Genomic DNA, 13,894 nt, shown 5'->3' on the forward strand with positions numbered 1-13,894 from the left:
CAAAGATGTCTAATTTGTCGATACAATCAAAAAATGTAGATATTTCTTGAAAATATAATTTTTATTATGTATTGTAGCCCTATCTGGAGCGATCACCGGGCCTGGGTGCCCCTCTCCATCCCCGACAACAAGAACCGTTTGAAGACAGAGGTGCTTATGAAAGCCACAGTTCAACCGCTGAAAGAGATCACCCTGACCGGCAAGGGCTTCAGCCTGCAGCCTTCCGTGCAGAGTGAACGTCTGCTGGAGCTGAAGTTTGATGCTGAAACCGTCCAGGCCTTTCTGGCCGGTGTCGCCGAATGGCCGGTGCAGGCGCTGGAATACAAGTCCATGCTGCGCTTTCGTGTCGCCCAGGTTCTGAATCAGCTGTGCGGTGGTCAGCTGCAGTCACTGCTGGTCAACACCCTGGCTGATCGCGCCAGCGGTGCGTTGCTGATTACCCCTGAAGGACTTGATTGCGTTGAACAGGCCGAGGATATGGTGAAGTTCACCACGGCGGTGGCGCACCTGTTTGGTCGCTCCAACTACGATGCCATGAGCGGCCAGTACTATGCCCGTTTCGTGGTGCAGAACGACGACAACTCCGACAGCTATCTGCGCCAGGCGCACCGGGTGATGGAGCTGCACAACGACGGTACTTTCGTGGAGCAGGATACCGATTACGTCCTGATGCTGAAGATCGATGAGCAGAACATGGAAGGCGGTAACTCGCTGCTGCTGCACCTCGATGACTGGGCCGATCTGAATCGCTTTTACAATGACCCCATGGCACATCGCGTCATGCGCTGGGCAGCGCCGCCGAGCAAAAACACCGCCAAGGATGTTTACCATGCCGTATTCGACGTGGACCGCAGCGGCAAGCCGATCATGTCCTACATCGATCAGTTTGTTCAGCCGGCCAACTATGACGAGGGCAACTGGTTGACCGATCTGTCCGAGTCGCTTGAAACCAGCCCGTCGATCCTGTCCGTTCGTGTGCCGGTGGGCAGTTTCCTGCTGATCAACAACCATTTCTGGCTGCACGGTCGTGACAAGTTTGTCGCCCATCAGGGGCTGCGCCGTGAGCTGATGCGTCAGCGTGGGTATTTCACTCACGCCAAGACACTGCGTCATCCCAAGCAGTGACAGGGTATCGGCAACTGACCAACATCCAAAGACCACTCGTGTAACGGGCGGTCTTTTGCCGTTTCAGCAGGAGAGATGATGTACGATTTCATTATTATCGGTGGCGGTATCGTGGGCATGTCCACCGCGATGCAGCTTCTGGCGCGTTACCCCGGTAAGAAACTACTGGTGGTCGAGAAAGAAGCAGGGCCTGCCCAGCACCAGACCGGTCACAACTCCGGTGTGATTCATGCCGGCGTCTACTATACGCCGGGCAGTCTGAAAGCTCAGTTCTGTCTGCAGGGCAATATCGATACCAAGCGTTTCTGTGATGAAAACGCGATCGAATATGACGAATGCGGCAAGCTGCTCGTCGCGACCAACGCCGTCGAAATGGAGCGCATGAAGGCACTCTGGGAACGTACCGCCGCCAATGGACTGGAACGTTACTGGCTGAGTGCGGATGAGCTGAAAGAGCGCGAACCCAATATCACCGGCATTGGCGGCATCTTCGTGCCATCCAGCGGCATCGTCAACTATCGCAAGGTCACCGAAGCGATGGCGCGTCGGATTCAGCAGATGGATGGCGAGATTCACTACAACACTGAAGTCATCGCCCTGAAAGAAGACAGCATGGGCGTCGTGGTATCGACCAGCACCGGCGATGTCAGTGGCCGCTATCTGATCTCCTGCTCCGGTCTTATGGCGGATCGTGTGGTGCGTATGCTGGGTGTGGAACCCGAGTTTCGCATCTGCCCCTTCCGGGGCGAGTACTATCTGTTGCCGCCGCAGCACAACCAGATTGTGAAGCATCTGATCTATCCGATACCGGATCCGAGCATGCCGTTCCTGGGTGTTCATCTGACCCGCATGATCGATGGCACGGTAACGGTTGGACCCAATGCGGTATTGGCATGGAAACGCGAAGGCTATCGCAAGACCGACATCTCCCTGAGCGATACGCTGGAGACCCTCGGTTACGCCGGCATCCGCAAGGTGCTGCGAGCCAACTTCAAGCCGGGTCTGATCGAGCTCAAGAACTCTGTGTTCAAGGGCGGCTATCTGAAAGAGGTACAGAAATACTGCCCCGGCATCACTCGGGATGACCTCACGCCCTACCCGGCAGGGGTGCGTGCACAGGCCGTATCGAAAGATGGCAAGCTGGTGGATGACTTCCTGTTCGTGCGTACCCGTCGAACCATCAATGTCTGCAACGCACCTTCGCCGGCCGCGACGTCTGCACTGCCGATTGGACGTTACATCATTGCTGAGGCCTGCAAGCAGTTTGATCTAGATTGAGGCATGCCGGGGTTGTTTGGCTGACGTAAAACTTTACGTTTAAACGCACCCGCGAGTTCCTTGCGGGGACGGTGTTAGTATCGAGCTATCCGAATAACCACAGGTCGTGTGGCGAGAGTCGCTTCGGCCTGTCCCAGTTGCAGAGAGTCGACGACTATGCAGAGCAGAGAACTTGTCAAAAATCAGGCTTATGTTGATGGTCAGTGGGTCAGTGCCGCGTCCGGCAAGACCCTGGATGTTCTGAATCCGGCTACCGGTGAGAAGGTCGGCGAGGTCCCCGATCTGAGTGCTGCCGAAGCCAGTGCGGCGGTTGAAGCAGCGGACCGTGCCTTTGCCAGCTGGAAGAAAACCACGGCCAAACAGCGCTGTGCTCTGCTGCGTCGCTGGTACGAGCTGCTCATGGAGAATCAGGAAGCTCTGGCACAGCTGTTGACCGCCGAGCAGGGCAAACCCTTGTCCGAAGCGCGTGGCGAAGTGGCCTATGGCGCATCCTTTGCCGAGTGGTTTGCCGAGGAAGCCAAACGGACCTACGGCGAGCATATTCCGTCGCCCTCGCCGACCAGTCGTCTGGTCACCATTCTGCAGCCGGTGGGTGTGGTAGCTGCAATCACGCCGTGGAATTTCCCGGTTGCCATGATCACGCGCAAGATCGCCCCGGCGCTGGCCGCTGGCTGTACTGTTGTGCTCAAGCCTGCCGAAGATACGCCGCTGTGTGCCCTAGCGCTGGCTGAACTGGCCGAAAGAGCCGGTTTCCCGGCGGGTGTAATCAATATTGTCACCACCGCCGATCCGGCTGCCGTGGGCGATACACTGACGGCACACCCGCTGGTACGCAAGGTCTCGTTCACCGGCTCAACCCCGGTTGGCAAGCATATCCTGCGTCAGGCGGCCGATACCGTGAAAAAAGTATCCATGGAACTGGGGGGGAACGCGCCGTTCATCATCTTTGATGATGCTGATCTGGATGAAGCGATCAAGGGCGTGCTGATCTCCAAATACCGTAATGCCGGTCAGACCTGTGTCTGCACCAACCGGATTTACGTTCAGCGCGGCGTACAGGATGAGTTCGTGAAACGGTTCAGCGCGGCCGTGGCCGAGCTGCGTGTGGGCAAGGGGATTGATGCGACAACCGAAATCGGTCCGCTGATCAACACCAAGGCGATCGAGCGTGTCGAGAGTGTTGTCAAACAGGCGCTGGATCAGGGGGCTCAGCTGCTGTCCGGTGGCCAGCGTCATGAGGCCGGTGAGCTGTTCTTTCAGCCGACGCTGCTGGGCCAGGTGAACGAGCAGATGGATATTGCCAATCAAGAGCTTTTTGGCCCGATCTCGACACTTTTCGTGTTCGATGAAGAGGAAGAGGTGATTGAACGTGCCAACGCGACGCCCTTTGGTCTGGCCGCCTATTTTTACACGCGCGACATCGGTCGCTGCTGGCGTGTAGCCGAGGGCCTGGAATACGGCATGGTCGGTATTAACGAGGGCATTATTTCCAATGAAGTCACACCTTTTGGTGGGATAAAAGAGTCCGGTATGGGACGAGAAGGTTCTCGACACGGTATCAACGACTATTTGGAACTCAAATACATATGTATGGGTGGCGTTTAATCCTGGTGTTTGCTGAAGGATGATCAGCCGCTTTGCAGCTGAGGGTTAATCAAAAGGGTTGAGCAGCTCCGATGTGCTGGTTTATTGGAGAATAACCCTGACTACATAGTAATGATTAGAGATCTATTCAGGAGTCATATTTATGTCAAATAGTACAAGTTTCAATTGGGATGATCCGCTACTGTTAGTACAGCAATTGACTGAAGAAGAGCGTCAAGTCAGTGCGACTATACATGCCTACTGTCAGGACACACTGCAACCTCGGGTACTCAAGGCCTACCGTGAAGAGCGTTTCGATCGTGAGATCATGAACGAGATGGGCGAGATGGGTCTCCTGGGGGCTACGGTAGCCGAAGAGTACGGCGGTGCCGGTCTTAACAACGTGGCTTACGGTTTGATTGCCCGTGAGGTAGAACGCGTAGACTCTGGCTACCGCTCCGCTATGAGTGTTCAGTCTTCACTGGTGATGTATCCAATCGAGACCTATGGCTCTGAAGATCAGAAAAAGAAATACCTGCCGAAGTTGGCCTCGGGTGAAATGGTGGGTTGCTTCGGTCTGACTGAACCCGATCACGGTTCTGATCCTGGCTCAATGATCACCCGTGCCAAGAAGGTCGATGGAGGTTATCTGTTGACCGGTCAGAAAATGTGGATCACCAATAGTCCTAGCGCAGATATCGCGGTGGTTTGGGCCAAGTCTGAAGCACACGAAGGTAAGATCCGCGGGTTTATCGTCGAGCGTGGCACTAAAGGTTTCTCCACACCGAAAATCGAAGGCAAGCTTAGTCTGCGAGCATCGATTACGGGTGAGATCGTGCTCGATGAAGCATTCGTACCGGAAGAGAATATGCTGCCCAATGCCAGTGGTCTGTCCGGCCCGTTTGGCTGCCTGAACAAGGCGCGTTTTGGCATCGCATGGGGTGTGCTCGGTGCCGCTGAGTTCTGCTGGCACGCCGCACGTCAGTACACGCTGGATCGCAAGCAGTTTGGCCGCCCCCTGGCCGCAAACCAGCTGGTGCAGCTCAAACTGGCCAACATGCAGACCGAGATTGCGCTCGGGTTACAGGCGGCGCTCCAGGTTGGCCGTCAGATGGATGCCGGTAATTGGGCGCCGGAGATGGTCTCACTGATCAAGCGAAACAATTGCGGGAAAGCGCTGGATATCGCACGTGTCGCCCGTGATATGCATGGTGGTAATGGCATCTCCGACGAGTTCGGTGTCATGCGTCACATGGTGAATCTGGAAACCGTAAATACCTATGAAGGTACCCATGATGTGCATGCGTTGATTCTGGGGCGAGCCCAGACCGGCATTCAGGCATTTTGCTGATTGGACAGTGGGCATCTCAGGATGCCCGCTCAAGCGGGAGAACTGAAATGGATAAGCCTTTAACCGGTATTCGCGTTCTTGATCTGTCACGTATCCTGGCCGGTCCCTGGTGCAGCCAGCACCTGGCTGATATGGGGGCAGAGGTGATCAAAGTGGAACACCCCGAGCGTGGTGATGACACCCGTGGCTGGGGGCCGCCATTCCTGGCTGATACCCATGATGCCGCATATTACCTTAGTGCCAACCGGGGCAAGCAATCAGTGGCGATCGATATCGCCCAGTCAGAAGGACAGGCATTGATCCGCGACCTGGTACTTCATTGCGATGTGGTGCTGGAAAACTTTAAAGTCGGTGGCCTCAGGCGTTACGGGCTTGATTATGAAAGTCTGAAAACGGTCAAACCCGACCTGATTTACTGCTCCATCACGGGCTTTGGCCAGAATGGACCCTATGCCAACCGTGCCGGATATGACTTCTTGCTGCAGGGAATGGGCGGATTAATGGGGATCACGGGCAAGCCGGACTCTGAACCGGGCGGTGGGCCTGTAAAAGTGGGCGTTGCCGTGGTCGACATTTTTACCGGCATGTATGCTGCGACCTCCATTCTGTCAGCGCTCATTGCGCGTGATCGTACCGGCCGTGGCGCCCATATCGACGTATCCTTGCTCGATGTGCAGGTCGGTGTGCTGGCCAACCAGGCCTTGAACTACCTAACCTCTGGGGTCTCTCCTGCTCGCCTGGGAAACACACATCCCAATATCGTGCCCTATCAGGCGTTTGCCACCGCCGATGGTCATATTATCCTGGCCATTGGCAACGACTCTCAATTCCAGAAGTTTTGTGCCGTCGCCGGGGCGATTGAAATTGCCCAGAACGAGCGCTTTGCCAGTAACCGTGGCAGGGTTGAAAACCGTTCTGTATTGGTGCCGCAGCTTGAGCAGATTATCAGTCGCCAACCCTCTGACTTTTGGCTCCATGCATTGGAGCAGCAAGGTGTTCCCTGCGGCCCAATCAATAATATGGAGCAAGTATTTACTGACCCCCAAGTACAACACCGTGGCATCAAAATTACGCTGACACATAACGAAGCAGGCGAAGTGGCGTTGGTCAGCAACCCGGTGCGTTTCGATAATCAACAAATGAATTCACATCAGGCGCCACCGGGTTTGGGGGAACATACCACTCAAGTGCTTGAGAGGCTGTTGCCCGAACGGAAAGCGCAGTTGGATGCTCTGAGACATAAAGGCGTGATCCGATAGAGTGCAGGAGAGCCATTTATGAAGGTACTCGTCTCTGTAAAGCACGTCATCGTTTACAACATCAAGAGACGTCAAGGCCGACCATTCTGATGCCGGCCTGACCAACCCCAAATGGCCCTGAACCACTTTCTGTGGCATCGCCGTGGAAGAGGCGATCCGGCTCCAGGAAGCGGGGATCGCGACTGAAGTGCCGGGACTGCTACCCCGTTACTGCGAACAGGGTGCTTAAGTCCCGGCCTTTTTCTCCTGCCGCCGGTTGAGGCTTCTTTCCGCCAATCCTTCCTCAATTTGCGCGTCTCGGTTCGTGCTTCACGTGCTTTACAAGGCGAGAGAAGAGGGACATTATTAGTCATAACATATGATCTAATATGTTATCATCCATGCTTCCAGGTTGGATTGTCGAACAATTCATTGGTTCGGCTTCTCATGACAGATGTTGCTGTTTCAGATTCAGGTTTCGATTGGGAGAGATAGATGTTTCTGGGCAAAAGACTCCAGACCTTGGCGGATCGCATAGCCGAGGGGATCAACCAGGTTGTTGATGGGCGGCCGGGCTCTGTACCGGATGTGGAGTCCTACCAGGCGCTTGGTCATGCCCTGCAGCGCCTGTCCAGCGGCTTCAGTGATCTGCAGCAGCAGATCGATGAGCCTACCCGGGCCAAGGTCCAGCTGGAAACCGAGCTGGAGGAACTGAAGCAGGTGCTGCAGCGGGTGGCGGACGAGCGTGACAGCTACCAGCTTGGCCTAGAGGAGTTGCAGAGGCAGCTGGAGGACAGCTCTCAGCACCTCGACGCGATGTGCCAGGAGCAGCAGGTCTGGGAGCTCACCAAACGGGCGATGACCGAAGGAAGCTGGGACTACAAGATTATCGATGGCGATCCCGATCATCCTGATAATGTTCTGCGCTGGTCGTCCCAGTTCCGCGACCTGATCGGGTACAACGCACAGGAGTTTACCGACGGTTGGGACAGTTACGAGCGGATAACCCATCCAGATGATTTCAAGCGGATGATGCAGGCGTTCAGTGAGTTCGTGGCCTCCACCGATCCGAATGCTCGTTATGTCGTCGAATACCGCATGAACCATAAGACGCGGGGCGAGACCTGGTTCCGGGAGCGCGGCATGGGGTTGCGTGACGAGAAGGGGAGACTGCTGCGGGTGGTGGGTGCGGTACGGGACATCAGCGACGAGAAACGTGCCGAAGCGCTGCACCAGCGTGAGCTGACAGCGATGCAAAGTACCTATGAGCAGATATCAGAAGTGGTGGATGTGATTCGAAGTATTGCGGACCAAACGAACCTATTAGCACTTAACGCGGCGATCGAGGCAGCCCGAGCCGGTGAGAGTGGGCGAGGCTTTTCAGTCGTTGCGGATGAAGTAAAGTTGCTGGCAGGCCGTACCCGTGATGCCACGACAAAGATCCAGAATATGCTCGGTGAGTTCAATCGTCAGGTCGAGTAGCCATCTATTGCAATGACTATAACTGTTCTGAGTAAGCAGGGACGATAAAGAAAGTGGGGAGCAGGTCGCATCTTCACGATAAAAAATGCGACAGGGTGGAATCATGACTTCTCTCTAAACTGAGTAAGGGCGTTCTGGTGGAGTTCGTTCGGACTGGGGGAAGAAATTTACCAAACATTCGATTTTATCGAGTATTCACTGAACCAGACGGCTTGCGGCAGCAGGATTATCCAAAACGCCGCTTTCTTTCCGCGTCTAGTAGGGCTCGTTTTCGCTCCAGCCCCCAGCGGTATCCGCCAAGGCTTCCGTCTCCTCTCAAGACCCGATGGCAAGGGATAAGCACGCCTATACGGTTTTTTGCACACGCTGATGCCACTGCCCGAACCGCTTTGGGCTTGTCGATTTTTTCAGCCACCTCGCTATAACTGAGAACGTTGCCTTCTTGGATGCTCAACAGAAACTGCCATACCTTCATTTGAAAGGCTGTGCCCCGCATATCAAGCGGCAGGTCAGGTCTGGGAGCCCCTTTACTAATATGCTGATCCAAGGCTTCCATCCAGGCATCAAGTTCGGGAGCGTCTTGCGCAGGTGAGGCGCTCAACTCAGCATTGGGGAACTCCGCTTTTAAATTGGTAACCAATGATGCTTTATCCTCACCAAATTGGACAAAACAGACGCCTTTATCAGTCGCGGCCATAGCCATCTGACCCAGTGCAGTGTTTCGGCATGCGTAGGCAATGGTCTCACCAGCACCGCCTGATCGATAGGTCTTTGGCGTCATTCCGATATTGCGGGTTGCTTCGCCATAGACACGACTAATGGAGCCAAAACCTGAGGAAAAAATCGCATTGGTCACGCTGTCACCTTCCTTCAATAATTGCTTGAAGTGCCGCATTCGAACAGCGTCTTGGTAGGCTTTTGGTGAAATACCAAAGGCTTCCTTGAATATTCTTTGCAGTCTTGAAGGAGACAGTTCGGCTAACTCAGCCAAACTAGACAGTGTTAGCCGTTCATCAGCATGCTTTTCAATATGGCGGGCGATCTCCACCAATCGATCTATTCGTGGAATCTTTGCTGTGGCCTGGCAGCGTTTGCAGGGCCTGAAGCCTGCCAACATGGCGCTTTCAATAGTAGAAAAAAACCTCAGGTTTTCAGGCTTGGCAGAGCGAGCGGAGCAGGACGGTTTGCAGAATACGCCAGTCGTGATGACGCCGTAGAAGAATCGTCCATCGTAGGACTCATCCCTTGCTTCTATTGCGGCTCGCATTTGCTGTTCTGATGGCATCGACATGACGTAGTACTTTTTGCGAAGTTGATAATACTAGTTGAGCCGATTTCGAGGAGCGCGTCCATCCGATTATTGCTAAGCAATTTTCAATCGATGGAGTTGTTGCATCAGGAGTCCTGAATGCAGGCCTGGTATTGAAAGCGAATTAGAATGCAAGAATCGGATGTTTCGTCTTTTGATCACTCGTTATGATAGTTCCAACCTGTATTCATTTTGGGCTGGCATTCACTATGACATCTTCTATCAACACCACTATGGGTACTCGCGAGTGGGCGATGCTGATTACGTTGTCCGTCCTATGGGGAGGGTCCTTTTTCTTCGTCGGTGTGGCTGTTACAGATCTTCCTCCATTAACCATTGTTACTCTAAGAGTCGGGATCGCAGCCATAACGTTATGGTGCATCGTGCTGGTAATGGGGCTGCGACCTCCAAAGAGCCTGGAAGTTTGGGCGGCATTTCTGGGAATGGGGCTGTTGAACAATGTCATTCCCTTTGCGCTCATCGTTTGGGGGCAAACTCAAATAGCTTCGGGGCTGGCATCAATCCTTAACGCTGCAACCCCTATCTTCACTGTTGTCGTCGCAAGCATGCTGTTGCCCGACGAGCGTGCTACACCATTAAAAATCGTGGGTGTAATGATTGGCTTTATCGGGGTAGTTATGATGATCGGTCTACCCGCTATTGATGGTGATAACAGCTTACTCGCGCAGGTCGCTATCATTGCTGCAACATTGTCTTACGCATTTGCGGGTGTATATGGTCGCCGATTTAAGGCAATGGCTGTAAACCCGATCATTACAGCGGCTGGCCAGGTCACAGCATCAGCGCTTGTGTTGGCACCTATCGCCCTGGCTGTAGAGGGTCCACCTGATATAACCGAGATAAATACAGGGACATGGGGAGCAATCTTTGGCTTGGCCGTTCTTTCAACGGCAGTAGCTTATGTCCTCTATTTCAAAATACTGGCATCGGCAGGAGCAACCAACCTGCTGTTGGTCACATTGCTGGTGCCTGTCTCGGCAATATTGCTCGGTTCGCTGCTCCTAAACGAGACACTAGAGGTTGTCCATTTTGTGGGAATGGCGCTGATAGCACTGGGTTTATCCGCCATCGATGGGCGGCTTTGGCGGCGCAGGGTAACAGCGAAAGCCTAACGGCCGCTGCGGAGCTTTCAAGCAAGCTGGCAACGCGGGTACCTGCGAGCTATTTGGGAACGAATAGAACTATGCTGCCACTGCTTGGCCAGCCAAGTAGTTTGTCTTTCAAAACCTGAAGTGAAGAGCAGCTTTATGAATGCACAGGACATAGATTGTGGAATGAAGGCTCTTGCCCTCATCGATAAAGATATTGAATATGCATTAACAGAGCTGGGGCCGCCACCCCCGCGCCATCGGCCACAAGGTTTTGAGACGTTTCTATCGACCATTATAAGCCAGCAAATTTCGACGGAAGTCGCGCGTGTCATTATGGATCGAGTAGCAGCTCTGATGCCTGATATGACAGCCACTGGATTGCTACATGTGGATGACCAAGCGTTACGTGATGCAGGGTTATCCTGGCGAAAGATTGAATATGCCAAAGGCTTGGCTGAGGCTGTTGACTCGGAGCGCTTTGATATTGACGGGCTTGCTGATTTGAGCGATGAGAGGGCGATTGAAGCAATAATGGAATTGCGAGGTTTTGGCCGCTGGAGCGCTGAGATTTATCTGATGTTCTCTTTGAAACGGAGTGATATTTTTCCTGCTGACGATCTGGCTTTACTAGTTGCCCTGGGACGCTTGAAGGGGCTTTCTGCCAGGCCAACACCCAAGCAAGCACGTGATATGGTCGAGCATTGGTCACCTTGGAGGAGTGTTGGGTCTCTGTTTCTTTGGCACTACTATCGAGGTGCCCCTGCGTGACTTATATACAGCCGCCCACACTCAACAAACCTGCCAAAACACCTGCGAATACCCCAGTTACAGCTAGTGCTAAAACAGTCGGTATGTTGTTTTTTAAAAAATATATGAACTCATCAATTGATATCTTTATATTGAAGAAATAATGGAGCTATTAAAGCCCCATTATTTACTCTCTGTTAGATTCGTACCGAGAGCTATTTAGATAGCTCTTTTCTAACAATTTCTGCACCAGCAGCCAGTGCATTCAGTTTACCTCTGGCCAGTTCTCGTGAAAGTGGTGCCATACCACAATTAGTGCAAGGGTAAATCTTATCTGCATCTACATATTTAAGTGCTTCGCGAATGGTCGCAGCAACCTCTTCAGGCGTTTCGATGGTGTCAGTTGCTACATCGATAGCACCGACCATGATTTTCTTACCCTTAAGCAGCGCCAGCACTTCCAATGGCACACGGCCGTTATGGCACTCTAGAGAAACAATATCGATGCTTGATTTCTGAATTGCAGGAAAGGTCCGCTCATATTGACGCCATTCTGTTCCCAGGGTCTTTTTCCAGTCAGTGTTGGCTTTGATACCATAACCATAACAAATATGAACCGCCGTTTCGCATTTAAGTCCTTCAGTCGCTTTTTCTAACGCTTCTATACCCCATTCACTAACCTCATCGAGGAATACGTTAAAAGCAGGCTCATCAAACTGAATGATGTTGACACCCGCGGCTTCGAGTTCTTTAGCTTCTTCGTTCAGAGCCTTGGCGAATTCGAACGCCAGCTCCTTACGGTCCTGGTAAAAATCATCGTAGAGTGTATCTACCATGGTCATAGGGCCCGGAAGTGCCCATTTAATGGACTGGCTCGTTTGAGACCGAAGGAACTTTGCGTCTTCGACAAATACAGATTTTTGACGGCTTACTGGGCCTATGACACCAGGAACACTAGCGTCGTAGCGGTCTCGAATTCTGACAGTTTTTTTGTTCTTGAAATCTACGCCACTCAAGTTCTCGATAAATGTTGTTACAAAATGTTGACGGGTTTGCTCACCATCACTGACGATATCAATACCAGCATTTTTTTGCTCATGCAGGGTAACACGCAGTGCATCCTGCTTTCCTTTAGCGAGTTCATCACCTTCTAATTTCCAGGGAGACCAGAGTTTTTCAGGTTCTGCTAACCATGAAGGTTTAGGCAAACTTCCAGCGGTGGATGTGGGAAGTAATTTATTCATAAAAATTCCATTCAGTAGCATAAGTAATTATGCGGCAAATTCTGTAGCCCATTTTTCTAGGATAGGTTGATAACGTTGAATGAAGTTATCTTCGCACCATTTGCCTTGTTTTACCGCCAAAAGGTTGCGTTCCTCTCGATCATAAATCACTTGCGTCAATGAGTAGTCCTCGTTTTTCAAGCTTGGCTTATACTCTTCGCCTGCAACGGAGTGTGCATTATAGATTTCCGGCCGATAAATTTTCTGGAAGGTCTCCATAATGCTGAGGGTACTGATTAGCTCTAAATTGGTATAGTCATTCAGCAAGTCGCCAAAGAAGTAAAAAGCGAAAGGCGCAACACTATTTGGCGGCATAAAATAGCGTACCTCCATGCCCATTTTTTTGAAATATCTTTCAGTCAAAGATGAATCATTAGGCATGTATTCAACACCTAAAACAGGATGCTGATTGCTGGTTCGATAATAGGTTTTATTATCTGATACGCTTAAGCATATAACCGGAAGTTTATTAAAATTATCTTTGTAACTAGAAGAGTTAATAAAGTCTTTAAACATCTTCCCATGCAAATCACCATAACCTTCAGGAACGGAAAATTGATTTCTTCCTTTGTTGTGATTTTGCAGTAAGATACTAAAATCATAGTCGCGCACATAGGACGAGAAGTTGTTGCCAACAATACCTTCGACACGTCTATTATTTTTATGATCGATAATATGAGTTTTTAAAAATTCAATCGTAGGAAAACTTTTGCCATTTCCTTCGATATCAATATCGATATGAATAATTTCAAGCTCGACTGAGTACCTATCACCGCCGGGATTGTCCCAGTGTACACGCGAGTTAAAACTATTATTGATCATGCTGATGGTTCTGTATAAGTTTTCTTGCCGCTTTTCGCCGCGAGCCAGATTGGCAAAGTTAGTGGTAAGACGCGTGTCACTTGATGGTTGATAATGTTGATCAAACCGAATTTTTTTAATGCTGTATGTGAAGTTATGACTCATGATTATTTCGTGTTCCGATTCTTAAAATAAAGCCTGACTTTTGTCGCTCTGTTCACTTTTCGGGCTTGTTCGTAGCCAAGAAGCAGGAGCAAATGAATTAAGTGAGATTTATACAGCTGTATTTAGATGAGAAATATTGATTTTTTATAATAAATCCATGAGTTATTCTCATGGATTGCGGTGTCAGTCAGAACAGGCCTGGGTGTAGACCTATTGCAGAGGAGTGTCCAAGCTGGAGAGAGTCGAACTCATAACCGGAGTGCAGCGTTGTCGCCGGTATTTCGCGCATGAGGAAGCATGTATTGTCGCGGGGTGCTAGCAAAACTACGAATAAGTCCGATCCAAGGCTCTGAAATGTCGTTGTTACCGCCTCAGAGGCGGAAATTCAACACTTTTAACCCTTTTTAACCGGCTGCAAC

General features: G+C 51.6%; 10 protein-coding genes and 3 pseudogenes. 10 read left to right on the forward strand and 3 right to left on the reverse strand.

Annotated elements, in window-relative coordinates:
- The first annotated feature begins 156 nt into the window (after nt 1-156).
- The 8 genes and pseudogenes from glaH to ABIE61_RS18875 form a co-directional block, all read left to right on the forward strand.
- Complete coding sequence (gene glaH / locus ABIE61_RS16015; RefSeq protein WP_354411282.1) at nt 157-1,125, forward strand: glutarate dioxygenase GlaH; 969 nt, start codon at nt 157-159, stop codon at nt 1,123-1,125.
- A gap of 78 nt (nt 1,126-1,203) precedes the next feature.
- Complete coding sequence (gene lhgD / locus ABIE61_RS16020; RefSeq protein ID WP_354411285.1) at nt 1,204-2,403, forward strand: L-2-hydroxyglutarate dehydrogenase; 1,200 nt, start codon at nt 1,204-1,206, stop codon at nt 2,401-2,403.
- Between the two features lie 156 nt (nt 2,404-2,559).
- Nucleotides 2,560-4,008 (forward strand): NAD-dependent succinate-semialdehyde dehydrogenase, encoded by a 1,449-nt coding sequence (locus tag ABIE61_RS16025; RefSeq protein WP_354411287.1) that lies wholly within the window; start codon nt 2,560-2,562, stop codon nt 4,006-4,008.
- 142 nt (nt 4,009-4,150) lie between these two features.
- Nucleotides 4,151-5,338, forward strand: a complete 1,188-nt coding sequence (locus tag ABIE61_RS16030) for an acyl-CoA dehydrogenase (RefSeq protein WP_354411290.1) — start codon at nt 4,151-4,153, stop codon at nt 5,336-5,338.
- 47 nt (nt 5,339-5,385) lie between these two features.
- On the forward strand, nt 5,386-6,597 hold the full coding sequence (locus ABIE61_RS16035; RefSeq protein ID WP_354411292.1) for a CaiB/BaiF CoA transferase family protein: 1,212 nt from the start codon (nt 5,386-5,388) through the stop codon (nt 6,595-6,597).
- Nucleotides 6,598-6,615: 18 nt separating this feature from the next.
- Nucleotides 6,616-6,787: pseudogene (locus ABIE61_RS16040) on the forward strand (electron transfer flavoprotein subunit beta/FixA family protein); the annotation flags it as partial.
- A gap of 647 nt (nt 6,788-7,434) precedes the next feature.
- Nucleotides 7,435-7,791, forward strand: a pseudogene (locus ABIE61_RS18870) (PAS domain-containing protein); the annotation flags it as partial.
- A gap of 75 nt (nt 7,792-7,866) precedes the next feature.
- Nucleotides 7,867-7,990, forward strand: a pseudogene (locus ABIE61_RS18875) (methyl-accepting chemotaxis protein); the annotation flags it as partial.
- Between the two features lie 294 nt (nt 7,991-8,284).
- On the opposite strand, the gene ada reads toward ABIE61_RS18875, so the two are convergent.
- Nucleotides 8,285-9,349: a bifunctional DNA-binding transcriptional regulator/O6-methylguanine-DNA methyltransferase Ada gene (ada, locus tag ABIE61_RS16050; RefSeq protein WP_354411294.1), complete on the reverse strand. Its 1,065-nt coding sequence runs from the start codon at nt 9,347-9,349 to the stop codon at nt 8,285-8,287.
- 227 nt (nt 9,350-9,576) lie between these two features.
- Between ada and ABIE61_RS16055 the strand changes: the two genes are divergently transcribed.
- Together ABIE61_RS16055 and ABIE61_RS16060 are read left to right on the forward strand one after the other, a co-directional pair.
- Nucleotides 9,577-10,500, forward strand: a complete 924-nt coding sequence (locus tag ABIE61_RS16055; protein WP_091827730.1) for a DMT family transporter — start codon at nt 9,577-9,579, stop codon at nt 10,498-10,500.
- Nucleotides 10,501-10,635: 135 nt separating this feature from the next.
- Nucleotides 10,636-11,247 (forward strand): DNA-3-methyladenine glycosylase family protein, encoded by a 612-nt coding sequence (locus ABIE61_RS16060; protein ID WP_354411297.1) that lies wholly within the window; start codon nt 10,636-10,638, stop codon nt 11,245-11,247.
- A 194-nt stretch (nt 11,248-11,441) separates the two neighbouring features.
- Here the strand turns inward: ABIE61_RS16060 and ABIE61_RS16065 are convergent, their stop codons facing one another.
- Entirely contained in the window at nt 11,442-12,470 is a 1,029-nt protein-coding gene (locus tag ABIE61_RS16065) for a methionine synthase (protein ID WP_354411300.1), read from the reverse strand.
- Between the two features lie 27 nt (nt 12,471-12,497).
- Entirely contained in the window at nt 12,498-13,475 is a 978-nt protein-coding gene (locus tag ABIE61_RS16070) for a putative oxygenase MesX (RefSeq protein WP_354411303.1), read from the reverse strand.
- Between the last annotated feature and the right edge of the window lie 419 nt (nt 13,476-13,894).

Origin of the sequence: Marinobacterium sp. MBR-111, assembly GCF_040547585.1 — a bacterium.
Classification (GTDB): Bacteria; Pseudomonadota; Gammaproteobacteria; order Pseudomonadales; family Balneatricaceae; genus Marinobacterium; species Marinobacterium iners.